The following is a 26,113-nucleotide window of genomic DNA, read 5'->3' as shown; positions in this document are numbered from 1 at the left end:
CAGCCTGGAAATGCACCCGCCGAAGATTTATGCTGCATTGCATCATTTTTCCGACTGTCGAACGCACTGCGGCGGACTTCGAGGCTCAGCGGATCGTCGCGCGCACCATCTCCCCCTTGATGCAAATCAGAGGCCTGGCGCCGGGGATCGCCGTTCGCGAACTGTCGACCCAGGAGGCCGTCGCCATCACCCGATAATCAATGAAACTTGCCGCATCGAATCCGAGGTGAATGTCGAGTGCCTTGCCGGAGATCTCCACGGTCTCGGACTGCGAGGTCTTCTCATAGATCAGCCGCGCCCGCAGGGCGTCGACATCGAGCCTCACCTGTCCGACGTGCCCCTCGATCGAAACATCAGCTGCCTTGCCCTTGAGCGCCACACTCGAAAACTCCCCCTCAAGCGCGGCTTGGAACGCCGGTTGCTCCACAGAGATTGACGCTCCCTTTTTCAGGTTGGCGCGAAATGCGGTCCTGCACTCCTCCAATTCCGGCCAGGAGGGCGCTGCCACAACGATGTAAAGGGTCGAACCTTCGACGCGCATACGGGTCTCCGATACGCAATCGCTGTAGAACCAGCTGGAATAGAAGGGGGCAAACCAGCCGGACCGCCTGCTCTCGACCGAGGCGCTGAAGGGCAAAGTCTCATCGCTGGTGAGTTCGATTGCGCTTGCGTCGCCGGTGGCGACGATCGCCGTGACGCCGGTGATATCGATGTCCCTCGCCGATGTCTCGGCATTGCTCGCCAGGGCGAGGAGAAGGATGGGGGCGAGAACCATTGCTGGCGGTCCGATCAACATTTGACGCTCCATTCGTGCGGTCTGGCACCATCGCCGGACCGGAATAGCTCGCCTGAAATCGAACGCAGTCGCGACCTTGATCGCGTTTCGGGTCGACCCTGAACGCAATCAAGGGCATCATCCTGCCATCCGCCCACCTCCCTCCCGAAGAATTCTTCCGCTCATGCTGTTTGTACCGCTCCCCTTCGTCGTTTCCCTGCTGCTGATGATCGTGATTGTCCGGATGTTTTGGCAGCGCGGCGAGGCCATGACCTTCGAGCAACGCCTGTTCCTGCTGCTCGTGTGCGCTTATGCACTGCAATCCGTGCTGATCGGCATCCGATGGGGCTACGAAATCCGTACCATCCTCTTGGCACAGGCGATGCTTGCGACGTTCAACGCGGCGCTGGCATGGGTTTGCTTCAGCAGCCTTGCGAGCGATGGTCCGCCACGCCTGGGGCAAATCGCCTGGCACCTCCTGCCCCCGCTCATCGTCGGGGTCATGATGTTTGCCTGGCGCGATGCGGTCGGCACGGCGATCACCCTGTTCTTTCTCGGCTACGGGTTTGCCTTGCTCTGGCTTGCGCGGCGGGGCCCGAACGCACTGGTCGCCTCGCGGCTCGACGGCGTGCTTCGCTCATACCGATCGCTCAAGTTCACCGGGTGGGCGCTGATCGCCTCAGCGCTTAGCGACGTCGCCATCGGCTTCGACCAGCTGCGCAATGGAGGTGCCTATTCCGGCGCGATCGTTGCGGCAGGCAACGTACTCGCCCTGCTCATTCTCGGCACCGCCGCCTCGATCGCCAGCTTCGACACATCGACAGACAGCGGACGGGGGGACGCAGCGCCTTTGCCGCAAGAGCGCACTGCGACTGAAGAAGATGCCGAGATCGTGCGAAGCATCGACGACCTGATGCGCAGGAAAGCGCTCTACAAGGATCTCGAGCTCAACCTCTCGCGGATCGCCCGCAAGCTCGGCGTGCCGGCCCGGCGGATTTCCAATGCCATCAACCGGATCCACGGCATCAGCGTCTCGCAATATGTCAACAACTACCGGGTGGAGGAAGCCTGCCGGCTGCTTTCGGCGACCGACGAGGCAATCACGCAGATCGCCTTCGAGGCCGGCTTCCTGACGAAATCGAACTTCAACCGCGAGTTCCTGCGCGTCACCGGCCAGAGCCCTTCTTCGTGGCGCGAAGAGCAGCGCGTGCCCGAATTTCGCGAAGCGGCATAGAGCCTACTGCACGTTTCCTTAAATCGTATTCGATTCAAAACATGCAGCAATCCAAGGTGCTGCAGCGACCTTTGCGCGTCTAACAAGACGCGCGGCGCTGTAGTTTACCGCGTGGCGCTGACGCAATCGGCCCAGGACTGCACATTGCAGCATCCATCATAAATATCTAATATTACGAAGCGATGAGGGGCACATCGGCGAATATCCCGTCATGGCGATCCGTTTCAGTCCTGTGGGCTTGGAGGCAGGTCATGAAATGTCGTGCGAAACTGCGCTTTTCGATGCTGTCATTTCTGCTTTTGTTGTTTGCTGCGAGCCCAGTGTTCGGCGACAATGGCGGCAAGCGGCTGGCTCTGATCGTTGGCATGAGTAACTACGCGATCGCCGGAAGCTTGCCGAACGCGACCCGCGACGCCGAAGCCTTCAGCGGCTTCCTGCAGAGCAAAGGCTTTGAAGCGGACCTCGTGCTGAATGCAGACCGCAAGAGCTTTGCCGAGGCGCTCTCGCGCTTCGCCCGCAAGATCGGGCCGCAGGATATTGCACTGTTCTATTTTGCCGGCCACGGCATGCAGCTCCATGGCGAGAATTTTCTGATCGGCACGGATGCCAGGCTCGAAAGCGAGTTCGACGTGCCGGCGGAAACCGTGGCGCTGTCCGAGATCATCAATGCACTCGAAAAACGCGCCCGGATATCCCTGGTGTTCCTCGACGCCTGTCGCAACAATCCGCTCGCCAACAAACTGAATGTCGACGTCGATGGCGCCACGCGTGGCGGCGCCACCCGCGGACTTGCACCGATCGAAACGCAAGGTGCCGGTACACTGGTCGCCTTTGCGGCCGCCCCGGGACAGGTCGCTGCCGACGGCACCGACGGGCATTCACCCTTTACCCGCGCCCTGATCGCCAACCTCTCCGGCCCCGGGCTTGAGGTTGGCACCGCCTTCAAGCGCGTGGTTCGCGATGTGCGCAAGGACACGGGCGGCAAACAATCACCGCAGATCCTTTCGTCCCTGTCGCTGGAATTCTACTTCGGGCCGGAAACACCGACGGCGGCATCGACGCAGACGGCCCCCTCGACTGCCGTCGATCCGGCAGAGCTTGAAGCCGAAGCCGATTTCAAAAAGGCGCTTCGTGTCGGTACGCCGCGCATCTGGCGCTTCTTCGTCGCCAAGCATCGCACAGGCGAATATGCCGAACTTGGTAGGCAGGCATTGGCGCAGATCGACCCGGCGACAGCGCGGGGTCAAAATTCAACGCCGCAGACGATCGAGAGCCGGTTGCTTCCGAGCAAGGAAGCGCGGAGGAGCGTGCAGCTGGCGCTCGCGGCGACGGGGCTTGAGATCGGCACGGCCGACGGCGTCTTCGGCGAGCAGACCCGCACTGCCATCCGGCAGTACCAAAGCCGGAACCAGCAGCCGAGCAACGGCTTTATCAGCGAACGCACCGCCAAGGCACTTGGCATCGCCGTTTCGCAGGATATCGACGGCGTCTACAGCGCCACCAAGGCCCGCGAATACAAGATCGATGATTTGAGAGGGCTGGAGACCGACGGGCGGGTTCTGAGGGCAGTTGAATGCCTACCTCGCTACGACACTGTCTATGGTGCCTTCCAGGGGCATCTCTACGTCGTCGTGCGATACCTCTATGTCCCTGCCTCAGTCGCACAATATTGGGCCAAGAGTTGCGGCGCACATCTCGCTACAATCACTTCGGACGCAGAGAACGAGTTCGTCGCCTCACTCTTCAACAGCGACGAGAACTTCTTCAACACCGGATACGATCCGAATGGCGGCGTCAGCTACAAGATGGGTCCGTGGATCGGTCTCGTTCAAGCGTCCCAGGGCAGAGAGCCGCGCGGCGGATGGGGCTGGGACGACGGCGAGCCGCTGACGTACTCGAAATGGTTTGCCAACATGCCGAACGAGCACAAGAAGGGCGACGATGTTGGCATGTATTATGCTCACCGCGAAGGCAGAGCCGATCTTAAATCGCTGCGGGTAACGACTTGGGACGACATGGGTCCGCAAGACGCGACCGGGAGCTTCCTGCTTGAGTTCGAGTAGAGTTACACCACTTCCCTCAGCCGCTCTGCCGTCTGCAGGTCGACGGAAACAAGCTGCGACACGCCCTGCTCCGCCATGGTGACGCCGAACAGGCGGTTCATGCGGGCCATGGTGATCGGGTTGTGGGTGATGATGACGAAGCGGGTTTCGGTCGATGCCGCCATCTCGTCCATCAGGTTGCAGTAGCGCTCGACATTGTGGTCGTCGAGCGGCGCGTCGACTTCGTCAAGAACGCAGATCGGCGCCGGATTGGTGAGGAAGACGGCGAAGATCAACGCCATTGCCGTCAGCGCCTGTTCACCGCCCGACAGCAGCGTCATGGTCTGCGGCTTCTTGCCCGGCGGACGGGCAAGGATTTCAAGGCCGGCTTCAAGCGGGTCGTCGCTCTCGATCAATTGCAGCTCGGCCGTGCCGCCACCGAAGAGATGGGTGAAAAGCCGTTGGAACTGGGCGTTGACCACGTCGAAGGCGACGATCAGCCGCTCGCGACCCTCACGGTTGAGGTTCTGGATGGCGCTGCGCAGCTTGCGGATCGCTTCGATGACGTCGTCGCGTTCCTTCAGAAGCAGAGCGAGCCGCTCGGAGAGCTCCTTCTGTTCTTCTTCGGCCCGAAGGTTGACGGCGCCAAGACGCTCCCGCTCGATCTTCAGCCGTTCCAGCTCGCGCTCGACATTGCGCATGTCCGGCAGCGCCTCGTCGACGGCAAGCCCGGTCAGCCGCATAACCTCATGCGGAGCACAGGAGAGCGCCTCCTGGATGCGTGCCTCGATCTCGACCCGGCGCTCGCGGCCGGATACCAGCCGCTCCTCGGCGCGGCCGCGCTTTTCGCGCGATTCTGCCAACTCCGAAAGCGCGGTTGCGGCCATGCGGTCTGCCTCGCGCTGGCGACCCTCGGCCTCGGCCAGGATATCGGCGGCCTCGCGACGTGAAGCCTCGGCCTTCTGCAATTCGTTCATCAGCGCGCGCCGCTTGTCCTCGAACTCGTCGGGCGCATCCATCAGCTCCTCGACCTCGTCGCGCGCTTCCGCCTCGCGATCCCTGAGGGTGGCTATATGTTCTTCGGCGCTTGCCGCCCGTGCTTTCCAGGTCTGGCGTTCGCCTGATATCGCAGTGATCCGGCGCTGGCGCGCCTCGTTTTCGCGCGCAAGTCCGTCATGGGCCGCACGCCTTTCGGCAACCGCTGCCCGGTCGGCGGCGACATCTGCCGTTTGCGTGCGCAATTTCAGCTCAAGTTCTGAAAGGTCGGGCGCATCGGCAAGCGCGTCGTTGGCGGTCTCGATCTGCTCGGCGACCTCTTCAAGCTGGCTTTCAAGCTGGCTCTTGGTTTCGGCAACAACCGCGCGGCGACGCGAGAGATCGCCGGATGCGCGCTCGGCAGCGGCCAGCGCATCGCGCGCTTCGCCGAGCTGGCGCGTGATCATGCGCTGGGCGTCGCGCGCAAGCCTCAGCCGTTCATCCTCGGCGCGGATGCGCGAGCCGGCAGCGGCAAGATCAGCCTCGGCACGGCGGAGCGACTCGCCGGCGTCGTCCGCCTCAGTATCGAGTTCAGCAAGGCGGTTCTTCTGGGCCAGCCTTAGTGCTGCAGCACTTGGCGCTTCGGAACCGGTCACGTGGCCATCCCACCGCCAAACCGAGCCCTGCTTCGTCACCAGGCTCTGGCCGGGTTTCAACAGCGGCATCAGCCGCTCGGCCTCTGCCTCGCTGTCGACAATGCCGACCTGGCTCAAGGCACGCGTCAATGCCTGTGGCGCGCGAACGTGCTCGATGAGTGAGCGCGCCCCTTGCGGCAAGGCGGCATCGCCGGAATGATCGCCCGGTGTACGCCAATGGGCCGGTGCTGCGCTATCGAGCGGCGAATCGAGATCATCGCCAAGCGCTGCGCCAAGCGCCGTCTCGAAGCCGCGGTCGACCTTCATCTCCTCGACAACAGCCGGATAGTCGCCACCACCGGCCGCTTCGAGCATGCGACGGATCGTGCGCGCCTCGGTCTCGATGCCGTTCAGGATGGCCCGCGCCCGATCGACTGGCGGGCGGGCGTCGGCCTCGGCGCGGCGGGTTTCGGCGAGGGTCTCTTCGATGGCTGCGACAGTCGCCTCGGCCTCTTCTAGGGCGGCCTCGGCCACTTCGACCTGGCCCTGTTTTTCGTGCGGGTCGGGCAGCGTCGACATCTGCCGGTCGAGTTCGTCAAGATCGCGGGCCTGGTCGGAGAGCTGGCGCGCCAACCGAGCCTGCCGCTCCGAGAGATCGCGCAGCGCCCGCTCAAGCTGGTTGCGACCGGCCTGTGCCTCGGCACGCTCGGCCGTCAGCCGGCTGAGATCTGCTTCGCTCATGGAGAGCTTTTCGTTCGCTTCCTCGAGCCGTTCCCGGGCTTCGCTTGCCCGGTCGTCCGCCTCGGCGAGCAGTTCGCGCAGTTCTTCATCTTCTTCGTCGAGGCGAGCGAGAATACCGGCATTGTCGGCAACCAGGCGCTCCTCGCGGGCGATATCCTCGGCAAGCTGGGCCAGGCGACGCTGCAGCTCGTCGCGACGGCGCAGGATACGGCCAGCATCCTCCTCAAGCTGCGAACGGGCGATCTGCAGCCGCTGCAGTGCGGCCGCCAATTTCGCCTCGCTCTCGCGCAGCTCCGGCAGTTTCAGGCTGGAAATCGCCTGATCCTTGGCGGCCTGCATCTGGGCCTGCGCCTTTTCGGCGACGAGTGCCGTCACCTGGTTGAGTTGGCTGGTCGCCTCGGCTTCGGCTTCCTTGGCCTGAACCCAGCGGATGTGGAACAGGATCGCCTCGTGCTTGCGGATATCGGCAGAGAGCATCTTGAAGCGACTGGCCTGGCGCGCCTGCCGTTTCAGGCTCTCGATCTGGCTTTCGAGCTGAGAGGTGACGTCATCAAGGCGCTCGAGGTTGGTTTCGGCGGCTTTCAGCCGCAGCTCGGCCTCATGCCGGCGCGAGTGCAGGCCGGAAATACCGGCCGCCTCTTCCAGAAGCTGGCGCCTGGCCTGCGGCTTTGCCGCAATCAGCTCGCCGATGCGGCCCTGGCCGACCATCGACGGCGAGCGAGCGCCGGTGGACGCGTCGGCAAACAGCAGCTGCACATCCTTGGCGCGCGCTTCCTTGCCGTTGATCCTGTAGACCGAGCCCTGTTCGCGCTCGATGCGGCGCGTCACCTGGATTTCGTCGCTGTCGTTGAAGGCGGCAGGCGCGGTGCGATCGCTGTTGTCGAGGTAGAGGCCGACTTCGGCGGTGTTGCGCGCCGGGCGATTGCCGGAGCCCGAGAAGATCACATCGTCCATACCGGACGCGCGCATGTTCTTGTAGGAGTTCTCCCCCATAACCCAGCGCAATGCCTCGACAAGGTTCGACTTGCCGCAGCCGTTCGGGCCGACGATGCCGGTCAGACCGCGCTCGATGATGAATTCGCTGGGTTCGACGAAGGATTTGAAGCCAAGCAGGCGAAGCTTGTTGAACTTCATGCGGCAAACGCTGGCGCGGAACGCCCCTCTTCACCCGGCCCCAGGGCATGAAAAACGGGCGCACGGCTGCTGCCGTCGCCCGTTTTCAGGAAAAGCGAAGGATCAGAGCTTGCTGTCGATGAGGGCCGACATGACGTCAACCGACATATCCCCAGAATAGTGCTCTCCATTGACGAAGAAGGTCGGCGTCGATTGTACGCCAAAGTCCTTTGCGCCCCGCTGCATAACTGCGTTCACATCATCCAGAAGTTTTTGGTTCGTCAAGCAGGACTCGAAGCTCTCCTGTGTAAAACCGGCAAGTTTGGACATCTGCAGCAATGCGTCGCGACCATTCTGAGCGGCAGCCCACTGCTGCTGCTGCTTGAACAGCATCGAGATCATCGGGAAATACTGGCCCTCTGGGGCGCAGCGCGCCAGCATGAAGGCGGCAGCAGCGCGCGGATCGAACGGGAATTCGCGCAGGACGAAACGAACCTTGCCGCTGTCGATGTACTTCGTCTTGATCGCTTCGAAGGTGTTGTTGTGGAAGGCGGCGCAATGCGGGCAGGTCATCGACATGTATTCGACGATCGTTACCGGGGCGTTGGCATCGCCGACCGCCATTTCCGGCAGCGCTCCGGGCTCGAGCAGCTTGGCCATGTCGACGGAGCCTTCCGAGCTCGGCAGCTCGACCTTTGCCGGAGCGGCGGTCGACTGGGCAACTTCGGTGCCGGCGGGCTTGGCTTGCGCGGTCGTTGTCGGAGCAGCCGTCGTCGAAGCGGTCGTCATCGCGTCGGCCGGCTTGGCGTCGGCCTTGGCGGCCGTTTCCGTGGTTTCGGTCGGGGTCGCCGAAGCCTGCTCCTTCTTCTCGTCGCTGCAGGCGGCAAGCACAAGAGCGACGGTCGCGATGGCAACACCGCTGAGCAGGCGTTTCGAAAGGTTCATTGCGGAAGCGGACATGAATTTTACCCGTGTTCGGAGGGAATTGCAGTGCGGATTCGATATCTTGCCGCGCGCGGGGCGGCAAGGGGCAGCGTTTCAACAGAATTCAAAGAATTGTGACCGCCTGATGGTGCTGGCCTAACGCCGGCGTGGAGACATGACTGCGGTCCCGAGCCGTCGCAGCGCCGCCTTCAGCTCTTCGCTCTCGATACCCTCGACCATGGTTTCGAGTTTGCGGGCCGGTTCGCCGGAAAGCGGGCTTGGCTTGCGATTGCGTTTTGGCGGCGGCGATACCGGCTTTTGCACGATCCGCAGCTGGCCGATGGCATAAAAGCCGAAGAAGCCGTTGATACGCTGGATCAGCTCGCCCTGTGCATGGGTGAGGAAAAGCGCACGCGCGCCCTCGCAGGCAACGGTGAGCACGCCGGGCTGATGGCCGCCCTCGCCGGCAATCTCCGAGGCGCGTCGCGGCCAGGCGATCTTTTCCGGCCGGGTGCAGTCGGCAAAGTCCGCGCCGGCGATCTCGTCCCAGGAGCCGAGCAGCATGGTGTTGATGCCGGCGCGCTTGGCGAGCACCGGATCGATCAGGCCGTTGGCGACCTCGCTGATCTGGACCACACCCCTGCGGGACTTCTGTTCACTCACGAACGCGACTTTCTGTATGCAATGTCGATTGAGCCTTGATGCGCCGGCTCGCCTTCTCCAAGTATAGGCCGGAAAAGGAACTTCCGGCAAATCATGGCAAATACGATCACGGCGGCGAAGGCCGCTCCGCTTCTTCTTGAATGGTACGACCGGCACCACCGCGAGCTTCCGTGGCGGGTCTCGCCGTCGATGGCGCGGCAAGGCGTGGTCGCGAACCCATACCATATCTGGATGTCGGAGGTCATGCTGCAGCAGACGACCGTGCAGGCGGTGAAGGCCTATTTCGAGAAGTTCCTGACCTTGTGGCCGGCGGTCGAAAATCTCGCCGCCGCCGACAATGAAGACGTGATGAAGGCCTGGGCCGGCCTCGGCTACTACGCACGGGCGCGCAACCTGAAGAAATGCGCCGAGGCCGTCGCCCGCGATCATGGCGGCCGTTTCCCGGACACGGAAGAAGGGCTGAAGGCCCTGCCCGGCATCGGCGACTATACGGCCGCCGCCGTCGCCGCCATCGCCTTCAACCGCCAGAGCGCCGTACTTGACGGCAATGTCGAGCGGGTGATCTCGCGGCTCTATGCCATCGAAACGCCGCTGCCGGCGGCCAAGCCGGAAATGCGTAGCCAAGTCGCGGCCTTGACGCCCACCGACCGGCCCGGCGATTTCGCCCAGGCGATGATGGATCTCGGCGCGACGATCTGCACGCCGAAGCGCCCCGCCTGTTCGCTCTGTCCCTTCCGGCCACACTGTCTGGCGCTTTCCGTCTCCGACCCCGAGACTTTTCCGCGCAAGGCAAAGAAGAAGGACAAGCCGCTGAGGCTCGGCGCCGCCTTCGTGGCGATCGATGCCCGCGACACGGTCTATCTGCGCAAGCGCAGCGAAACCGGCCTACTCGGTGGCATGACCGAAGTGCCCGGCACGGCGTGGACGGCGCGGCAAGACGGCGAGACTTCAGTCGAGGCCCAGCCCTTTGCGGCGGCCTGGGAAGACTGCGGCACGATCACCCATGTGTTTACGCATTTCGAGTTGCGCCTGTCGGTCTACCGGGCCAATGTCGCGCGCGCCGAGACCGGAAACGACGGCTGGTGGGAGCCGGTCGCTTCGCTGAAAACCCAGGCGTTGCCGACGGTTATGAAGAAGGCGATCGCCCAGGCGATACCAGATGCCTTCAAGGCCGAGCGCGTCTAGCGTAGACGCGCGGCGCTGTAAAAGTTCGTAAAGAGGAACAGGTTCATGAGCAGCATCGAAATCCGCCACATCGTCTTCGACATCGGCAGGGTGCTGATCCACTACGACCCGAATCTGCCTTTCAGCCGCATCATTCCCGACGAGGCCGAGCGGCAGTGGTTCTTCGCCAATGTCTGCTCCCACGACTGGAACATCGAGCAGGACCGCGGCCGCTCCTGGGAAGAAGCCGAGGCTCTGCTGATCAAGGATCACCCTGAACGGGAAGAGCATATCCGCGCCTTCCGCAAGCACTGGCAGGAGATGGTCCCGCACGCCTATGTCGAAACGGTTTCCCTGATGGAGAACCTGATCGCCGAGGGGCGCGACGTGACGATGCTGACTAACTTCGCCTCCGATACGTTCCGCGAGGCGCTGCAGCTCTATCCGTTCCTCACCCTGCCGCGCGGCGTCACCGTGTCGGGCGATGTCGGCCTGATCAAGCCGGATGTGGCGATCTACGAGACTCATGCCCGCAACTTCGACCTCGATCCGCCAGCGACACTGTTCATCGACGACAGCATGCCCAATGTCGAGGGCGCGCGCCTCGCCGGCTGGTACGCGGTGCATTTCACCGACCCGGAGAAGCTGAAGGCCGATCTCGCGGCCTATGGCATCCAGCGCTGACATGGCAGCGCGCCAATAGCTGGAAGTCCCCGAGGTTGAGGGAAACATACAAACGCCCGGAAACCTTGCGGATTCCGGGCGTTTAAAGCTCTCCTTCCGGGACTGAAGGTACAAAAACCGGGCAGAGGGCTTTTCGAAGGACCTGGCGGAACTGGTTGATCAGTTCAGTTTTGCCAGGTCATTTCGAATGACGGTTCTGAGTTCGTCGATGGGCTTCAGGATGTTCCCATCTTCGAAGTGCCAGAATGTCCATCCATTGCAGGCATCCAGACCCTGGACCTTGGCGCCCAGGCGATGAATGGAGCCGGCCTCGCCACCGGAGGCAAGCGTGCCGTCGGCGCGCACGATGGCACTATGACGCCGCCTGGCGTCGGTCAGGACGGTGCCGGGCTTGATCAATCCGCTTTCGATCAGCGTATTGAATGCCACGCGCGGCTCGGCCTTCTTGCCGGTCATCACAGAAAGCATGGCCTTGCCGAGCGGCTCGACGGCGTCGATGCGCGCCGATGCCGCGTCGATGTAATCCTGTTCGCGCTCGATACCGACGAAGTGACGGCCGAGGCGCTTGGCAACGGCGCCGGTGGTGCCGGAGCCGAAGAACGGATCGAGGATGACGTCGCCGGGCTTGGTCGATGCCATCATGATGCGGGCAAGCAGCGCTTCCGGCTTCTGGGTCGGGTGCACCTTCTTGCCATCGTCGCCCTTGAGGCGCTCGTGACCCGAGCAGATCGGAAACAGCCAATCGGAGCGCATCTGCACGTCGTCATTGGCCGCCTTCATTGCATCGTAGTTGAAGGTGTAGCCCTTGGCGCTGGCGTTCGGCGTCGCCCAGATCAGCGTTTCATGGGCGTTCTGGAACCGGCGGCCCTTGAAGTTCGGCATCGGGTTGGTCTTGCGCCAGATGATGTCGTTGAGGATCCAGAAATGCAGGTCCTGGAGGATGGCGCCGACGCGGAAGATGTTGTGGTAGGAGCCGATGACCCAAAGCGTTCCGGTCGGCTTCAGCACGCGACGGCAGGCAAGCAGCCAGGCGCGGGTGAAGGCGTCATAGGCTTCGAAGGAAGCAAACTGGTCCCACTCGTCATCGACGGCGTCGACGACCGACTGGTCGGGGCGGGTCAGCATGCCGCCAAGCTGCAGGTTGTAGGGCGGATCGGCGAAAACGACATCCACCGAATTGTCGGGAAGCGCATTGAGCGCTGCCACGCAGTCACCCTTGATGATGGAATCGAGCCAGCCCAGCGGACGGGTGGAACGGGAGACTTCGGCAAGCGAAACAACTGATGACATGGACAACTCGCAAATACGCTTACTCGGGACGGACTATGGAGCGTATGGTTACCGAAGATGGTTACCAAAGCCTGAAGGTCATCAGGAAAAATTTTGTAATTGCGATGCATAGCCAACCGCTTGGCATGCCGATGGCCCTCAAGCCTCGTGGAAGGCGCGGCTGTCGACCGGCGCCTGATGCCGCTCGTTCATGCCATAGTCGCGAACGACTGACGCGATGCGCAGACGGTAGTCGGCAAAGACGCCGTGACGGCCGGCCTCCTGGGCGGCGCGGTGCTCGGCGCCGTTGCGCCATTCCTTAACGGCGGCCTCATCGCGCCAGAACGAAAGCGACAGGACCTTGTTCGGATCGGCAAGGCTTTGAAAGCGCTCGATCGAGATGAACCCGTCGATGCCGTCCAGCAGCGGGCGCAGGTCGGCGGCGATGCCGAGATAGGTATCGCGACGACCCTCGGCCGGCAGTACTTCAAAGATAACGGTGATCATGAGCTCAGTCCCTTCCAGCCGGTGACGAAACGTTTTTCAGGAAGATGCGATCCTCCTTCAGAATAAAACGCTCTTTGCGCGCGAATGCGTAGTTCTCGCTGCCCAGAGGGTCGGCGGCAAGCCGGGCGCGATAGGCCTCATAGGCAGCAAGGCTGTCGATATTGTAGACGCCATAGGCGGTTGTCGCCGAACCTTCGTGCGGCCCGAAATAGCCGATCAGGTCGGCGCCGCAGCGCGGGATCGCCTCACCCCAGTTGCGGGAATAGGCGGCGAATTCCTCCTTCTTGAAGGGGTCGATTTCGTAGCGGATGAAGCAGGTGATCATCTTGAGTTCCTCGTGTTTGTCTTTCGATGAACCCACTATGCCCGCTTGCCGGCCTTTGATGCTTCGATTACCATCGAAGTATGAAGGAAGGTCCAGACATCGCACTCATCGGCTCGCTGATCGGCGACCCTGCCCGCGCCAACATGCTGACCGCGCTGATGGCCGGGCGCGCACTGACGCCGACAGAGCTTGCGGCCCATGCCGGCATCACGCTGCAGACGGCGAGTTCCCATCTTTCCAAGCTCGAGGCCGGGGGCCTGCTGACCCAGCGTAAACAGGGCCGTCACCGCTACTACCAGCTGGCCGAAGACGAGGTCGGGCTGATGCTAGAGAACCTCATGGGATTTGCCGCCAGCCGCGGCATGAACCGGCATCGCCCCGGGCCCAGGGATCCGGCCCTGCGCAAGGCCCGTGTCTGCTACAACCACCTAGCCGGTGACTACGGCGTGCGCATGCTCGACAGCCTGATCGCGGCGAAACAGATCGAGGTCGCCGGCGACGATCTCGCCTTGACCGATACGGGCCAGATCCGCATCGAGGCGCTCGGCATAAGCTACGCATCGCTGAAGAAATCCCGCCGGCCAATCTGCCGAACTTGCCTCGACTGGAGCGAGAGACGCTCGCATCTGGCAGGCTCGCTGGGCGAGGCGCTGCTGACGCTGTTCATCGACAAGGGCTGGGCAAAACGCGAGAACAACAGCCGCGCCATCCGCTTCACCGATAGCGGCGAAAGGGCCTTTTCAGACCTCTTCCCGCAGTGAACACGGGTCCGTGCCTGCTCGCACCAGAACATCCCTAAAACCGCTATCGGCAACGCGGCTACAGAGGCCGGCCCATTCGCATTCGACACAGACCGCCGCGGCCTTTCCGTCGGCGACTGATCTGTCGAGGATGTTCGCGATGGCCGCGAGTGCAAGACTGTCTCGCCGTGCAATGCTGTCTTCCCGGCAATGGGCACCGGCGTCACACAACATCGGCACGCAAATATCGTCCGGGCCGTCGACAACCGTGACGCTTTCACCTGACGACAGGCGTTCGGCGATCCTGACATAGTTGCGCGTGAACGTGGGCGTGTAGCCCTCGCCCACGAAGGTCAGCAGGCACAGCAGATGGTGCCCGCGCAGCCGGACCGTCAAAGCAGGTCCGTCGGCTTCTGCACATAGCGCTGGACGGCTTTCAGCACGGCCGCCGCAAGTGCCGACTTCAGCACCGCGCCGAGCACGAAGGGCGCAGCACCGAGTGCGATTGCCTGTTCGAAACCGATCAACGTCGCAAGCCAGGCGGCGCCAACTGCAAGGCACAGCATGTTGGCGGCGAAATGGGCGGAGAAGCTCAGGACAACGCGATCGCCGGTCCAGCCGCGCTGTGCCAGCCAGCCGGCGATACCAGCGACCAAAGGAAAGGCGGCGAGATAACCGGCCGTCGGCCCTGCGAAATGGGCAAGACCGCCGGCGCCATTGGCAAGAACCGGAAGCCCGAGCATGGCCTCAGTCAGCCAGGTAAGGACGGTGGCAACGCCAAGCCGCCAACCATAGATGACGCCGATCATCGTGATGGCAAAGGTCTGCATGGTCACCGGCACCGGGACCATCGGCACGCTGATCTGCGAGGAGAGCGCGAGAAAGCCGGTGCCGAGAAGCACGAACAGCGCCTTGACCGGCCAGGCTTTACCGTCGAGGCGGAGCGGATCGAAGAGGGGCGCGTGGGCGGAAGCGAGATTGGACATCTGGGTCTCCGTGGGTTGCATTCACGATTATAGATAATTTTTTATTCTATCTATAAGATGGCCGCACTAGCCCACTGACGTACCAGTCAATCCGAGACCGACAACGGCGCGCAAAATCGCACGTCGATTCCATCAACAGACTGAAAAACAAGGCAAATAAATTATCTATAATTTTGCGCCCATGGCGGCGACCCAAGCGTAACGGTTGCGCTCAAAGACCTATCCGACGATGGAAAACGCCTCTCGCGTCTCGCCGGCAGCTGTCTTGACCGGCGTCTTGCCAATCCAGCCGACATGGCGCGCGAGGATTTTGGCTGCCTCGTCGCCCCGCCCTTCCCGCAAGGCGGCAAGGATCGCGCGGTGGTCATGGTCGGTGCGCGCTTCCCAGCTGCTCCTCCAGGCCGAAAACAGAAAGCGGGCGCTGGCGGCATGCAGGTCGTCGATCGAGGCGAGCAGTCGCGGCATGCCGCAGGGCTCCAGGATCAGCCGATGGAAAGCGCGGTTGGCAGCCTCCCAGGAACGGACGTCGCGCGACGTGTCCGCGGCGACCGTTGCCGCCTCGGCACGATCGAGGATGGCAGCGGTCAGATGTGGGATCGCATGGCGCAGCGCCAGCACCTCGAGAACCGCCCGCATTTCGGCGACCTCGCGGACTTCCTTGAGGTCGAACGCCGCAACACGAACGCCGCGACGTGGCTCGCTGACGGCAAGCCCCTGCGCCTCCAAAAGCCGGAACGCTTCGCGCACCGGCACGTGGCTGGCGCCGAATTCCTCGGCGATGTGATCCTGGCGCAGGCGCTCGCCCGGCGTCAGCACACCCGAGATGATCCTCTCGGCCAGTACCCGGCTGATGCGGCTTGCGATCGTATCGTCCCGTTGCTTGTTCATCGGCTACAGATAGAGGTGCCGGCAGGACCTGTCGAGCAAGCGACTGCGGCCTTTCGACGATTTCCAAAGGTTGAGATTTCGGCCGCCATCGTATAAACCTTCGGCGTACAAAAGCACGCGCCGCGAAAGCGATCTCCCCCTGCCTGTGGCGCCTCCTTCTCCCAGGGAAACTGACCTAAATGAACGGTATCGACCTCATCATCTTCGATTGCGACGGCGTTCTCGTCGATTCGGAAATCATCGCCTCGGAAGTCGAGGCGGCCCTTTTGACCGAAGCAGGCTATCCGATCAGCACCGAGGAGATGGCAGAGCGCTTTGCCGGCATGACCTGGCAGAACACGCTGCTGCAGATCGAAAAGGAAGCGAGCATCCCGCTTTCGGCCTCGCTCATCAGCAAGGTCGACACGATCCTCGACGAACGCCTCGCGCGCGATCTCAAGATCATCGAAGGCGTCAAGCCGATGCTGGCGCAGCTGACGCTGCCGCACTGCATCTGCTCCAACTCGACCTCGGCGCGGCTCGCGATGATGCTCGGCAAGGTCGGGATCAAGGATCATTTCGGCCGCCATATCTATTCCGCCCGCGACCTTGGAGCGGACCGCGTCAAGCCGAAGCCGGACATCTTCCTGCACGGCGCCAAGCAGATGGGCGTCGCCCCTTCCCGCATCCTGGTCATCGAGGACTCCGTTCACGGCATCCATGGAGCGCGCGCAGCGGGCATGCGCGTCGTCGGCTTTACCGGCGGCTCGCACACCCATCCCTCGCATGCCGACCAGCTGACCGATGCCGGCGCCGAAACGGTGATTTCCCGCATGTCGGCGCTGCCGGGCGTGATCGCCGCTCTATCCGAGTGGTCGGAGTCGATGACGGCCTGATCCGGCAAAGCCGGGCGCTAGCCGCTACAGACCCTTTCGCTCCGGATGTTCACCGGGGCGGGAAAAAGCTCTCGGCCATCACGGCGGGCGTCCGATTAGGCGCCGAGGGACAGGATGTCACATTGATGTGCCATGGCTGTCCCTCCGAAGATCTCCCCGGTTTTCGCACCGCGCACGAGGGCCATATCAGCCAAGCCCCTCAGGGGTATTTCTAGGAGGAAACATCATGCGTCTTTCAATGTTGACGGGCCTGACCCTGGCGGCCAGCGTTGCCTTCGGGCCGTTCGCCTTTGCCGATATCACCGTTGGCGTCATCACGCCGCTCACCGGCCCGGTCGCGGCCTATGGCGAGCAGGTCAAGAACGGCGCGGAAGCTGCCGCGGAGGAGATCAACAAAGCCGGCGGCATCAACGGCGAAAAGATCGTGCTGAAGATGATGGACGATGCCGGCGACCCGAAGCAGGCCGTATCGGTAGCAAACCAGGCTGCTGGTGAAGGCATCCACTTCGTCGTCGGTCCGGTGCTTTCAGGCACCTCGATGGCGGCGTCCGACGTTCTCGCCGAAAACGGCATCCTGATGATAACGCCGACGGCGACCACGCCCGATCTGACCACCCGCGGTCTGTGGAACGTGCTGCGCACCTGCGGTCGCGACGACCAGCAGGCTGAGGTTGCCGCTGCCTATGTGGTCAAGAACCTTAAGGACAAGCGCGTCGCCGTCCTGCACGACAAGGCTCCCTACGGCAAGGGCCTCGCCGACGGCTTCAAGAAGGGGATCAACGCAGGCGGTATCACCGAAGTCGTCTACGAAGGCCTCAACCCGGGCGACAAGGACTTCAGCGCCATCGTCACCCGTCTGAAGGCGGAAAAGGTCGATGTCGTCTACTTCGGCGGCTATCATCCGGAAGGCGGCCTGCTCGCACGCCAGATGCGCGACCAGGGTGTGACAGCGCAGATCTTCGGCGGCGACGGCCTGTCGAACACCGAGTTCTGGGCGATCGGCGGCGACGCTGCGACCGGCACGATCTACACCAACGCAAGCGACGCGACCCGCAACCCGGCGTCGGCTCCGGCCGTCGAGGCACTGAAGGCGAAGAACATTCCGGCCGAAGCCTTCACCCTTAACGCCTATGCGGCAGTGCAGGTCCTGAAGGCCGGCATCGAAAAGGCCGGCTCCGCCGAGGATGCGACCGCCGTTGCGACCGCGATCAAGTCCGGCGAAGCGATCGACACCGTGCTCGGCAAGCTCACCTACGGCGAAGCTGGCGACCTCACCTCGCAGGCTTTCTCGCTCTACAAGTGGGAAGGCGGCAAGAGCGTCGCTGCCGAGTAATCCGGTACAGTCACCAAATGAAAACGCCGGGGCTTGCCCCGGCGTTTTTCGTTTCAGGCAGCTGCTACAGCGCCGCGCATCTTAATTAGACGCGCAAAAGTTGCGTAGCACTTTGAATTGCTGCATGTTTTTATCCTTAAATCGAATAGGATTTAAGGAAACATGCGGCAGAGCCGCTTACTTCTTGCGCTTTGCCGGCGGACCTTCGTCGAAGCCGACGAAGACCTTGGCGTTGGAGCCTGCGCCGGCCGGGAGCGCGACGTCCGTCTTGGTGAAGACGAACTGCGTCGAGCCGTTTGCCGGGATCTCAACGACATGCTGCGTCAGCTCGGAATAGAGCGTCTTGTCTTCGTCGACCGCTGCGACGCGGATCGGCATTGTGATCTTGCCGGGACCGCCTGCGGGACCGCTGACGACCCGACCCTGAACCACGACGGTCACCGTGAGCGCGGTTTCGCTCTGCACGCATTGCCGCGTCGTATCGGCGAGCGACGCCTGATAGATGACCTTGGTCGGATCGTCCTTGCCGCCCTTGGCGTAGGTGCGGAACGACGAGGTACCTTCTCTCAAAACCACCTGCGGGCATGCAGCCTGGACAACGGCCGGCGTAGCTGCTGCGGCACTGCCGCCCGCATCGATCGCTCCGCCGGATTGCGTCTTGTTACAGCCGGCGAGGATCGCGAGAAAGGATATTGCGAGGACAGGCCGGGATACTTTGCCAAACACGTTGAACAACCTCTACTGAACCGGTTGAAACTCCTTGACCGAAATCTCGGCCGGAAGGCCTTTCATGGCCTTCGGGCATCGTCTATAGCAGCGGCGAATTGAAAAATCGATCGGGTCAGCCATCTCGATCGGAATTTTCCGAAACGACGCTCGGGCCGGAAATTGCATTGGTGACAAGAATGCGTGGGGACTTTGTCAAGGACTGACGCAATAAGACAGACGCGCTGCGGCCGGTTCGCATAGGGTCGCCGCGATCCGAAGGCAAGACGAAGGACTAGGATGGTGAAGTATATCTCGACGCGCGGCGAGGCCGCCCCTCTCGGCTTCTGCGATGCGCTGCTTGCGGGCCTTGCGCGCGACGGCGGTCTCTACCTTCCCAGGGAATGGCCGACGCTGTCGAAGAAAGAAATCCGGGCGCTGCGCGGCAAGTCCTATCAGGATATCGCCTTTGCCGTGCTCGAGCCCTTCATCCACGGTGAGATCCCCTCAGCGAAGTTTCGCGAGATGATCGACGAGGCTTACGCGACCTTCCGTCATCCCGCCATCGCGCCTCTCGTCCAGACCGGCCCCAATGCCTTCGTCATTGAGCTGTTCCACGGCTCGACGCTTGCGTTCAAGGACGTGGCGATGCAGCTGCTGGCCCGCCTGATGGACTATGTGCTCGCCGAGCGCGGTGAACGGGCGACCATCGTCGGCGCGACTTCGGGCGATACCGGAGGTGCTGCCATCGACGCCTTTGCCGGTCGCGAACGTACTGACATCTTTATCCTCTTCCCGCATGGCAAGGTCTCTGCCGTTCAGCAGCGCCAGATGACGACATCGAAGGCCGGCAACGTCCACGCCATCGCCGTGAAAGGCAATTTCGACGATTGCCAGAACCTGGTCAAAGGCATGTTCAACGACGCGGCCTTCCGCGATCGCGTCAAGCTTTCGGGCGTCAACTCGATCAACTGGGCGCGGATCATGGCCCAGATCGTCTATTACTTCACGACGGCGATCGCGCTCGGCGGCCCGGACCGCAAGATTTCCTTCACTGTGCCAACAGGCAATTTCGGCGATATCTTCGCCGGCTACGTCGCCAAGCGCATGGGCCTGCCGATCGACAAGCTTGTTGTCGCCACCAATGAAAACGACATTCTCGCCCGCACGCTGAAGACCGGCCGCTACGAAATGCGCGGGGTCGAGGCGACCACGTCTCCGTCGATGGACATCCAGATCTCGTCCAATTTCGAACGGCTTCTGTTCGAAGCCAACGATCGCGATCCGGCCGAAGTCCGATCCGCGATGGACAGCCTCAAGCAATCAGGCTCCTTTGCCATCCGCGAAAAGGCGCTGAAGGCGATCCGCAAGGAGTTCCAGGCCGGGCGCGCCTCCGAAAAGGACGTCGCCAGGACCATTGCCAAGACCTTGGAGAAAACCGGCTACCTGCTCGACCCGCACAGCGCCATCGGCGTCTTCGTGGCGGCCAAGCACGAGAAGGCGTCGGCCCCAATGGTGACGCTTGCAACCGCCCATCCCGCGAAATTCCCCGACGCCGTAAAATCGGCAAGTGGTATTGACCCGGCGCTTCCGACGTGGCTTGCTGACCTGATGAACAGGGAGGAGCGTTTCGATATCCTGGATGCGGATTTGAAGAGCGTCGAGACCTTTATCGGCGAGCGCACCCGTCTCCAGGGGTAAGAACGAGAAGAAACGTATGATGAAAGTTGAGTGCACCCGGCTCCCTTCCGGGTTGACGGTGGTAACCGAGCAGATGCCGCACCTTGAAAGCGTGGCGCTCGGCGTGTGGATCAAATCGGGCTCACGCAACGAAACCGTGGGCGAACACGGCATCGCTCATCTGCTTGAGCACATGGCTTTCAAAGGCACCGGCCGGCGCACCGCCCGCCAGATCGCCGAGGAAATCGAGAATGTCGGCGGCGAAGTCAACGCCGCGACCTCGACCGAAACGACATCCTATTACGCACGCGTCCTCAAGGATCACGTGCCGCTGGCCGTCGACATCCTTGCCGACATCCTCACCGAATCGAGCTTCGACGAGGAAGAGCTGCGCCGTGAAAAACAGGTGATCCTGCAGGAGATCGGCGCTGCCGACGACACGCCCGACGATGTCGTCTTCGATCGTTTCGCCGAAACTGCCTATCGCAACCAGACGGTCGGACGCCCGATCCTCGGCACGCCGGAGACGGTGATGTCGTTCTCCGCCAACCAGATCCGCCAATATCTCGGCCGCAACTACACCACCGACCGGATGTTCGTCGTCGCGGCCGGCGCCGTCGAGCACGAGGCTTTCGTGCGCCAGGTCGAGGAGCGCTTCTCGACGCTGCCGCGCACGCCGCTGGCAACGCCGGTTCTCGAAACCGCGATCTATACTGGCGGCGAAAGCCGCGAGACCCGCGACCTGATGGACGCGCAGATCCTGCTCGGGTTCGAAGGCAAGGCCTATCACGCCCGCGACTTCTACTGTTCGCAGATCCTCGCCAACATCCTCGGTGGCGGCATGTCTTCGCGCCTATTCCAAGAAGTGCGCGAGCATCGTGGCCTCTGTTACTCGGTCTATGCCTTCCATTGGGGCTTCTCCGATACCGGCATCTTCGGCGTGCATGCGGCAACCGGCGGCGAGAACCTGCCGGAGCTGATGCCCGTGATTGTCGACGAACTGCGCAAGTCGTCGATGAACATCGAACAGCAGGAAATCGAGCGCGCCCGCGCCCAGATCCGCGCCCAGCTGCTGATGGGCCAGGAAAGCCCGGCCGCACGCGCTGGCCAGATCGCCCGCCAGATGATGCTTTATGGCCGCCCGATCCCGAACGACGAACTGATGGAGCGCCTGTCTGGCATTACCATCGAGCGTCTGACCGATCTGGCAGGTCGCCTGTTCTTCGACACCGCCCCGACGCTGTCGGCGATCGGACCACTCGAACAGCTGGCGCCGATGAACGACATCCTGTCGTCACTGACAGGAAAAACCACCGTCGCGCACGCCGTCGCAAGCTGATCCGGACCACCGGATCTCGGCCGGGACTGCCATGGCGCCCGGCCGGCGAAGTGTTTGCGACTTTTCGTAAAATCGGATTCGATTTGTGCGCAAAGTTGTGCAACGCTCGGATTTGCGACAGCGCAAAGGGCGCCGTGCGCCGGGCGGTTAAGGATCTTCCGCGCGTTCAACTGGAAGGCCTCGGAGGCACATATGACACGATCGGTTTTTCGGTTCCTGTCGCGACAGCCCGAGACGATCGAGATCGCCAACCAGGATTACCTGCTCCGCCTCCCCCGTTACGCCGATTATCGCCAATGGTACCACCTTCGAAGCGAGAGCCGCGGCTTTCTGGAACCGTGGGAACCGACCTGGCGCGCCGACGAAATGACGGAAAGCGCCTTTCGCGGCCGCGTCATCCGCAATGAGCAGGAATTCGCATCCGGCCAGGCCGTACCGCTTTTTCTTTTCCACAAGCCCGCGGAGACCCTGCTCGGCGGGATCACCATCGGCCACATCCGTCGCGGTGCCGGGCAAAACTGCATGATCGGCTACTGGATGGGCGAGCGTCATGCCGGCCACGGCCACATGTTTGCCGCCCTCAAGCTTGCGATTCCCTACATCTTTTCGAGCCTTGAGTTGCACCGTATTGAAGCAGCCTGTATTCCGGAGAACTCAAGAAGCATCCGGCTCCTTGAAAAGGCCGGTTTTGAGCGTGAAGGCTACTTAAGACAGTACTTGAGGATTAACGGGCAATGGCGTGACCATGTGCTTTTCTCTCTCCTGTCCGATGATGCCGTACCGAACAGGAAATTGCCCCTTTGATGCCTCTAACCCGCTCGCCCTTCGCATGGTCAGCCTCGAAGCTGGCAGCGTTTCTGATCGCTCTCACGACGCTGTTCTGCGCCTTTAGCGGCATTGCCCATGCTCTTGAGCCGGTCAAGATTTCACGCGAAGACACCGCACTCGACCTGACCGCGACGACCGAGATCTATAGCGGCCGCAGCGAAGCCTTCCAGGTTTCGACGGCGCCAGGCGCTGACGGTATCGTCCGGCGCATCGAAGTGCGTTCCAGCACCGAGAACCACCAGGGCGACTGGGCGGTTTTCGCGCTCGCCAACGTTTCGGGCGAACAGCTCGACCGCGTGATCGTCGCGCCGCATTTTCGCCTGGTGAATTCCAAGCTCTTCTGGCCCGACCTCGGGTCGCAACGCATGCTGTCGATCACGCCGAGCGAGGGCTTTGCGCTCGAACGGCTGCCGAGCGACGATTCGGACGTCTTCCAGATCACGCTCAACCCAGGCGCGGTCATCACCTTCGTCGCAGAGCTGGCGACGCCTGAGCTGCCGCAGATCTACCTCTGGCAACCGGACGCCTACAAGGACACGGTCAACGCCTTCACGCTCTATCGCGGCATCGTTCTCGGCATCGCCGGCCTGCTCGCGGTGTTCCTGACGATCCTGTTCGTGGTCAAGGGAACCTCGATGCTGCCGGCAACGGCAGCACTCGCCTGGGCGGTGCTTGCCTATATCTGCGTCGATTTCGGCTTCTTGTCCAAGCTCATCAGCGTCACGGCCGGCGACGAGCGAATATGGCGAGCGGGAACCGAGGTGTTCCTCGCGGCAGGCCTGGTGATCTTTCTCTTCACCTATCTCAACCTCAATCGCTGGCACCAGCATCTGGGTTATGCGACACTCGCCTGGATCCTCGGCCTTGGCCTGCTCTTCGGCGTTGCGGTCTATGATCCGGCAATCGCATCGGGTATCGCCCGCCTCTCATTCGCACTGACGGCAACGGTCGGGATCGTGCTGATCGCCTATCTCGGCTTCAACCGTTACGACCGCGCCATCCTGCTGGTCCCCGCCTGGCTGCTCATTCTGGTCTGGCTGTTCGGCGCGTGGCTGACCGTCACCGGCCAGCTGGCAAACGACATCGTCCAGCCAGCACTTGGCGGCGGCCTCGTCCTGATCGTGCTCTTGATCGGCTTCACCGTCATGCAGCACGCCTTTGCCGGCGGCGCCTACCAGCAGGGCCTGTTCTCCGATCTTGAGCGCCAGTCGCTGGCGCTGACGGGTTCCGGCGATACGGTCTGGGACTGGGATGTGGCGCGTGACCGCGTCGTCACCATTCCCGATATCTCCCTGCAGCTCGGTCTCTCCATGGGCTCGATGCACGGCCCCTTGCGCAACTGGTTGCCGCGCCTGCACCCCGATGACCGCGATCGCTTCCGTGCCACGCTCGACGTCCTGCTCGAACACCGCCGCGGCAAGCTCAACCACGAATTCCGTGTACGTGCAGAGGATGGCCATTATCACTGGCTGTCGATCCGCGCCCGCCCGGTGCTTGGCGCCAATGGCGAGATCATCCGCTGCGTCGGCACGATCATCGACATCACCGAGCAGCGCAACTCGGTCGAACGTCTGCTGCACAACGCGCTGCATGACAATCTGACCGGCCTTCCCAATCGTCAGGTCTTCCTCGACCGCCTGCAGGCCATCCTGCTGATGGCCGACACCACGACCGCACGCCCGACCGTTCTGGCGATTGATATCGATCGCTACAAGCAGGTCAACGACCTGCTCGGCATTGCCGCCGGTGACAACATCCTGATCGCACTGACGCGCCGGCTGCGCCGGCTGCTGCGCCCGCAAGACACGCTCGCGCGCCTCGGCGGCGACCAGTTCGGGCTGATCCTGATGTCGGAGCGCGACCCGGCCAAGGTCGCCGATTTCGCCGACGCGGTCAGCAAGGCGATCATGGTGCCGCTCAACTATGGCAACCGCGAAATCAACCTCACCGCGTCCATCGGCCTCGTCTCCTGGCTCGACCAGGAGCAGAGCGCTGCCGGCCTGATCGACGACGCGGAGCTTGCGATGTTCCGCGCCAAGAAGGAAGGCGGCAACCGCGTCGAGCCTTTCCGTCCAGCCTTTAGAACCTCCGGCTCGGATCGCATGCAGCTCGAAGCCGATCTCAAGCGAGCGATCGAGCGCAAGGAACTGTCGCTGGTCTACCAACCGATCGTGCGGCTCAGCGACGCCGAGATTGCCGGTTTCGAGGCGCTGATGCGCTGGGATCACCCCAAGCGCGGCAATGTCTCGCCGACCGAGTTCATCCCGATCGCCGAGAATTCCGACCTGATCAACCAGCTCGGCATGTTCGCATTCGACAAGGCGACCAGCGACCTCACGGAATGGCAGATCCAGACCGGCGATCTGCCGATCTTCGTGTCGATCAATCTCTCCAGCGCGCAGCTGCTCAACAACGAGCTCTATGACGACGTTCGTGCCGTGCTGAACAAGAACCGTTGCGACCCGGCCAAGGTGAAGATGGAGCTGACCGAATCTCTTGTCATGGAGAATCCGGAGCAGGCGCGGTTGGTGCTTGAGAAGCTGAAGGAAGCCGGCTTGAAGCTGGCGCTCGACGACTTCGGCACGGGCCACTCGTCGCTCTCCTATCTCACCCGCTTCCCCTTCGATACGATCAAGATCGACAAGGCGCTGGTGCGAGACCCGAGCGATAAGCGCGGCATTCTGCTGCGCTCGGTGATCACCATGGCACGCGAACTCGACATGCAGGTTGTGGCCGAAGGCATCGAGTCCGAGGAAGACGCTATCCAGCTTTCACAGATGGGCTGCGACTACGGCCAGAGCTTCCTGTTCGGCCCGCCGATCGGTTCGGAGTCGATCCTGCGGCTGTTGAAAGAGCGATTTCCGCTGATGAAACGGGCTTAAGCTCCACAAGGGTGCGCCACTGCAAGGCTGCGGATACACGCAGCCTCGGATGTCTCATGGACGAATCTGATTGAGGCAATCTGGATTACAGTTCATGGCCGGATCCGGCGCCGGGTATCAGGCGTGGCCGGCCTCGATCGACAGCATCGCCGGGCTGACGCCCATCAATGCCAGAGCGCGATCGTATTTGTCGCCGAGCGCCTTGTCGAAGATCAGCTCTTCGCGCGCCGGGCAGGTCAGCCAGCCGTTCTGGGTGATCTCCGCCTCAAGCTGGCCGGGACCCCAGCCGGCATAACCCAGCATCATCGTCGCCCGGTGCGGCCCCTCCCCGCGCGAGATCGCACGGACGATGTCGAGCGTGGCGGTCAGGCAGATATCGTCGCTGACCGGAATGCTGGAATCGCTTAAATAATCGTCAGAGTGCAGCACGAAACCACGCCCGGTCTCGACCGGGCCGCCCGCCTGAATCTGGAAATCGCGGGTCATCGCCGGCAGACGGATTGCCTCGTCCTCGTCGAGGATTTCGAGGTGCATCAGCACATCGGGGAAGGTCAGCTGCTGCGGCCGGTTGAGGATGAAGCCCATGGCGCCGTCGTCCGAATGGGCGCAGATGAAGATGACGGTGCGGGCAAAATTCGTGTCAAACATCCCAGGCATGGCGATCAGGAACTGACCGTCAAGGAAACCGCGTTCCCGTTTCTTCTGTGCCATGGGTATCGCCATAATGCGGACAGCCTACCAATTCGTCGCGAAATGAAAAGCGCTTCAACGTCGCGACCGCCAAATAATGCACGTACCGCGTTTAC

The 26,113-nt window shown here is 62.5% G+C and carries 23 protein-coding genes; 11 read left to right on the top strand and 12 right to left on the bottom strand.

Translation table 11 applies throughout. The annotated features are described in order from the left end of the window. Nucleotides 1–85 precede the first annotated feature (85 nt). Nucleotides 86–796, bottom strand: a complete 711-nt coding sequence (locus ASD52_RS16045) for a hypothetical protein (protein ID WP_025426207.1) — start codon at nt 794–796, stop codon at nt 86–88. A gap of 163 nt (nt 797–959) precedes the next feature. Between ASD52_RS16045 and ASD52_RS16040 the strand changes: the two genes are divergently transcribed. Further along, nucleotides 960–2,009, top strand: coding sequence for an AraC family transcriptional regulator (locus ASD52_RS16040; RefSeq protein ID WP_025426206.1), 1,050 nt, complete (start codon nt 960–962; stop codon nt 2,007–2,009). A gap of 251 nt (nt 2,010–2,260) precedes the next feature. Then, nucleotides 2,261–4,072 (top strand): caspase family protein, encoded by a 1,812-nt coding sequence (locus tag ASD52_RS16035; protein WP_025426205.1) that lies wholly within the window; start codon nt 2,261–2,263, stop codon nt 4,070–4,072. A gap of 2 nt (nt 4,073–4,074) precedes the next feature. On the opposite strand, the gene smc is transcribed toward ASD52_RS16035, so the two are convergent. The 3 genes from smc to ASD52_RS16020 form a co-directional block, all read right to left on the bottom strand. After that, the gene (gene smc, locus ASD52_RS16030) at nt 4,075–7,536 is read right to left on the bottom strand and encodes a chromosome segregation protein SMC (RefSeq protein ID WP_025426204.1); all 3,462 of its coding nucleotides are present in this window, start codon (nt 7,534–7,536) and stop codon (nt 4,075–4,077) included. Nucleotides 7,537–7,638: 102 nt separating this feature from the next. Next, nucleotides 7,639–8,475 (bottom strand): DsbA family protein, encoded by an 837-nt coding sequence (locus ASD52_RS16025; protein WP_081788840.1) that lies wholly within the window; start codon nt 8,473–8,475, stop codon nt 7,639–7,641. Nucleotides 8,476–8,595: 120 nt separating this feature from the next. Beyond that, a complete protein-coding gene (locus ASD52_RS16020) occupies nt 8,596–9,102 on the bottom strand; it encodes a DUF721 domain-containing protein (protein ID WP_025426202.1) in 507 nt (168 codons plus the stop codon). Between the two features lie 93 nt (nt 9,103–9,195). On the opposite strand from ASD52_RS16020, the gene mutY reads away from it, so the two are divergent. Together mutY and ASD52_RS16010 are read left to right on the top strand one after the other, a co-directional pair. Continuing rightward, nucleotides 9,196–10,287 (top strand): A/G-specific adenine glycosylase, encoded by a 1,092-nt coding sequence (gene mutY, locus ASD52_RS16015; RefSeq protein ID WP_025426201.1) that lies wholly within the window; start codon nt 9,196–9,198, stop codon nt 10,285–10,287. A gap of 45 nt (nt 10,288–10,332) precedes the next feature. Continuing rightward, nucleotides 10,333–10,950, top strand: coding sequence for an HAD family phosphatase (locus ASD52_RS16010; RefSeq protein WP_038575950.1), 618 nt, complete (start codon nt 10,333–10,335; stop codon nt 10,948–10,950). A gap of 159 nt (nt 10,951–11,109) precedes the next feature. Here ASD52_RS16010 and ASD52_RS16005 read toward each other — a convergent pair whose 3' ends face one another. The 3 genes from ASD52_RS16005 to ASD52_RS15995 all read right to left on the bottom strand — a co-directional run bounded on the left by ASD52_RS16005 (nt 11,110) and on the right by ASD52_RS15995 (nt 13,051). Continuing rightward, nucleotides 11,110–12,240 carry a site-specific DNA-methyltransferase gene (locus tag ASD52_RS16005; protein WP_025426200.1) on the bottom strand — a complete coding sequence of 377 codons (1,131 nt, stop codon included), beginning with the start codon at nt 12,238–12,240 and terminating at the stop codon, nt 11,110–11,112. Nucleotides 12,241–12,378: 138 nt separating this feature from the next. Continuing rightward, nucleotides 12,379–12,726, bottom strand: coding sequence for an antibiotic biosynthesis monooxygenase (locus ASD52_RS16000; RefSeq protein WP_025426199.1), 348 nt, complete (start codon nt 12,724–12,726; stop codon nt 12,379–12,381). Nucleotides 12,727–12,730: 4 nt separating this feature from the next. Continuing rightward, nucleotides 12,731–13,051 carry an NIPSNAP family protein gene (locus ASD52_RS15995; protein WP_025426198.1) on the bottom strand — a complete coding sequence of 107 codons (321 nt, stop codon included), beginning with the start codon at nt 13,049–13,051 and terminating at the stop codon, nt 12,731–12,733. Between the two features lie 80 nt (nt 13,052–13,131). Between ASD52_RS15995 and ASD52_RS15990 the strand changes: the two genes are divergently transcribed. After that, nucleotides 13,132–13,812 (top strand): winged helix-turn-helix domain-containing protein, encoded by a 681-nt coding sequence (locus ASD52_RS15990; RefSeq protein WP_025426197.1) that lies wholly within the window; start codon nt 13,132–13,134, stop codon nt 13,810–13,812. Here the strand turns inward: ASD52_RS15990 and ASD52_RS15985 are convergent. The 3 genes from ASD52_RS15985 to ASD52_RS15975 all read right to left on the bottom strand — a co-directional run bounded on the left by ASD52_RS15985 (nt 13,792) and on the right by ASD52_RS15975 (nt 15,665). Next, on the bottom strand, nt 13,792–14,187 hold the full coding sequence (locus tag ASD52_RS15985; protein ID WP_025426196.1) for a DUF1284 domain-containing protein: 396 nt from the start codon (nt 14,185–14,187) through the stop codon (nt 13,792–13,794). The genes ASD52_RS15990 and ASD52_RS15985 overlap by 21 nt on opposite strands. Continuing rightward, a complete protein-coding gene (locus ASD52_RS15980; protein ID WP_025426195.1) occupies nt 14,184–14,777 on the bottom strand; it encodes a biotin transporter BioY in 594 nt (197 codons plus the stop codon). The genes ASD52_RS15985 and ASD52_RS15980 overlap by 4 nt, the downstream gene beginning before the upstream one ends. Nucleotides 14,778–14,996: 219 nt before the next feature. Then, nucleotides 14,997–15,665 (bottom strand): GntR family transcriptional regulator, encoded by a 669-nt coding sequence (locus ASD52_RS15975; protein WP_057211508.1) that lies wholly within the window; start codon nt 15,663–15,665, stop codon nt 14,997–14,999. A 179-nt stretch (nt 15,666–15,844) separates the two neighbouring features. Here ASD52_RS15975 and ASD52_RS15970 point away from each other — a divergent pair, with 179 nt between their 5' ends. Together ASD52_RS15970 and ASD52_RS15965 are read left to right on the top strand one after the other, a co-directional pair. Further along, nucleotides 15,845–16,540 (top strand): HAD family hydrolase, encoded by a 696-nt coding sequence (locus ASD52_RS15970; RefSeq protein ID WP_025426193.1) that lies wholly within the window; start codon nt 15,845–15,847, stop codon nt 16,538–16,540. A 226-nt stretch (nt 16,541–16,766) separates the two neighbouring features. Continuing rightward, a complete protein-coding gene (locus ASD52_RS15965) occupies nt 16,767–17,873 on the top strand; it encodes an ABC transporter substrate-binding protein (RefSeq protein WP_025426192.1) in 1,107 nt (368 codons plus the stop codon). Between the two features lie 177 nt (nt 17,874–18,050). Here ASD52_RS15965 and ASD52_RS15960 read toward each other — a convergent pair whose 3' ends face one another. Next, the gene (locus tag ASD52_RS15960) at nt 18,051–18,599 is read right to left on the bottom strand and encodes a hypothetical protein (RefSeq protein ID WP_025426191.1); all 549 of its coding nucleotides are present in this window, start codon (nt 18,597–18,599) and stop codon (nt 18,051–18,053) included. A 279-nt stretch (nt 18,600–18,878) separates the two neighbouring features. Here ASD52_RS15960 and thrC point away from each other — a divergent pair, with 279 nt between their 5' ends. The 4 genes from thrC (at nt 18,879) to ASD52_RS15940 (ending at nt 25,307) form a co-directional block, all read left to right on the top strand. After that, entirely contained in the window at nt 18,879–20,279 is a 1,401-nt protein-coding gene (gene thrC, locus ASD52_RS15955; protein WP_057224793.1) for a threonine synthase, read from the top strand. A 16-nt stretch (nt 20,280–20,295) separates the two neighbouring features. Continuing rightward, nucleotides 20,296–21,597: a pitrilysin family protein gene (locus tag ASD52_RS15950; RefSeq protein WP_025426189.1), complete on the top strand. Its 1,302-nt coding sequence runs from the start codon at nt 20,296–20,298 to the stop codon at nt 21,595–21,597. 192 nt (nt 21,598–21,789) lie between these two features. Next, entirely contained in the window at nt 21,790–22,401 is a 612-nt protein-coding gene (locus ASD52_RS15945; RefSeq protein ID WP_025426188.1) for a GNAT family protein, read from the top strand. After that, nucleotides 22,401–25,307 (top strand): EAL domain-containing protein, encoded by a 2,907-nt coding sequence (locus tag ASD52_RS15940; protein WP_025426187.1) that lies wholly within the window; start codon nt 22,401–22,403, stop codon nt 25,305–25,307. Before ASD52_RS15945 ends, ASD52_RS15940 begins: the two co-directional genes overlap by 1 nt. A 117-nt stretch (nt 25,308–25,424) precedes the next feature. Here ASD52_RS15940 and ASD52_RS15935 read toward each other — a convergent pair whose 3' ends face one another. After that, nucleotides 25,425–26,030 carry a YqgE/AlgH family protein gene (locus ASD52_RS15935; protein ID WP_025426186.1) on the bottom strand — a complete coding sequence of 202 codons (606 nt, stop codon included), beginning with the start codon at nt 26,028–26,030 and terminating at the stop codon, nt 25,425–25,427. Between the last annotated feature and the right edge of the window lie 83 nt (nt 26,031–26,113).

Origin of the sequence: Ensifer sp. Root142 (genome assembly GCF_001426785.1) — a bacterium.
GTDB classification, from domain to species: Bacteria; Pseudomonadota; Alphaproteobacteria; order Rhizobiales; family Rhizobiaceae; genus Ensifer; species Ensifer canadensis.
Note: the sequence above shows the minus strand (reverse complement) of the source record. Positions and strands in the feature narration are given on the sequence as shown.

What these genes read in the sequence shown, in the direction of transcription:
- ASD52_RS16045 (WP_025426207.1), bottom strand. Translation starts at nt 796, where the DNA reads ATGTTGATCGGACCGCCAGCAATGGTTCTCGCCCCCATCCTTCTCCTC.
- ASD52_RS16040 (WP_025426206.1), top strand. Translation starts at nt 960, where the DNA reads ATGCTGTTTGTACCGCTCCCCTTCGTCGTTTCCCTGCTGCTGATGATC.
- ASD52_RS16035 (WP_025426205.1), top strand. Translation starts at nt 2,261, where the DNA reads ATGAAATGTCGTGCGAAACTGCGCTTTTCGATGCTGTCATTTCTGCTT.
- smc (WP_025426204.1), bottom strand. Translation starts at nt 7,536, where the DNA reads ATGAAGTTCAACAAGCTTCGCCTGCTTGGCTTCAAATCCTTCGTCGAA.
- ASD52_RS16025 (WP_081788840.1), bottom strand. Translation starts at nt 8,475, where the DNA reads ATGTCCGCTTCCGCAATGAACCTTTCGAAACGCCTGCTCAGCGGTGTT.
- mutY (WP_025426201.1), top strand. Translation starts at nt 9,196, where the DNA reads ATGGCAAATACGATCACGGCGGCGAAGGCCGCTCCGCTTCTTCTTGAA.
- ASD52_RS16010 (WP_038575950.1), top strand. Translation starts at nt 10,333, where the DNA reads ATGAGCAGCATCGAAATCCGCCACATCGTCTTCGACATCGGCAGGGTG.
- ASD52_RS16005 (WP_025426200.1), bottom strand. Translation starts at nt 12,240, where the DNA reads ATGTCATCAGTTGTTTCGCTTGCCGAAGTCTCCCGTTCCACCCGTCCG.
- ASD52_RS16000 (WP_025426199.1), bottom strand. Translation starts at nt 12,726, where the DNA reads ATGATCACCGTTATCTTTGAAGTACTGCCGGCCGAGGGTCGTCGCGAT.
- ASD52_RS15995 (WP_025426198.1), bottom strand. Translation starts at nt 13,051, where the DNA reads ATGATCACCTGCTTCATCCGCTACGAAATCGACCCCTTCAAGAAGGAG.
- ASD52_RS15990 (WP_025426197.1), top strand. Translation starts at nt 13,132, where the DNA reads ATGAAGGAAGGTCCAGACATCGCACTCATCGGCTCGCTGATCGGCGAC.
- ASD52_RS15980 (WP_025426195.1), bottom strand. Translation starts at nt 14,777, where the DNA reads ATGTCCAATCTCGCTTCCGCCCACGCGCCCCTCTTCGATCCGCTCCGC.
- ASD52_RS15975 (WP_057211508.1), bottom strand. Translation starts at nt 15,665, where the DNA reads ATGAACAAGCAACGGGACGATACGATCGCAAGCCGCATCAGCCGGGTA.
- ASD52_RS15970 (WP_025426193.1), top strand. Translation starts at nt 15,845, where the DNA reads ATGAACGGTATCGACCTCATCATCTTCGATTGCGACGGCGTTCTCGTC.
- ASD52_RS15965 (WP_025426192.1), top strand. Translation starts at nt 16,767, where the DNA reads ATGCGTCTTTCAATGTTGACGGGCCTGACCCTGGCGGCCAGCGTTGCC.
- thrC (WP_057224793.1), top strand. Translation starts at nt 18,879, where the DNA reads ATGGTGAAGTATATCTCGACGCGCGGCGAGGCCGCCCCTCTCGGCTTC.
- ASD52_RS15950 (WP_025426189.1), top strand. Translation starts at nt 20,296, where the DNA reads ATGATGAAAGTTGAGTGCACCCGGCTCCCTTCCGGGTTGACGGTGGTA.
- ASD52_RS15945 (WP_025426188.1), top strand. Translation starts at nt 21,790, where the DNA reads ATGACACGATCGGTTTTTCGGTTCCTGTCGCGACAGCCCGAGACGATC.
- ASD52_RS15940 (WP_025426187.1), top strand. Translation starts at nt 22,401, where the DNA reads ATGCCTCTAACCCGCTCGCCCTTCGCATGGTCAGCCTCGAAGCTGGCA.
- ASD52_RS15935 (WP_025426186.1), bottom strand. Translation starts at nt 26,030, where the DNA reads ATGGCGATACCCATGGCACAGAAGAAACGGGAACGCGGTTTCCTTGAC.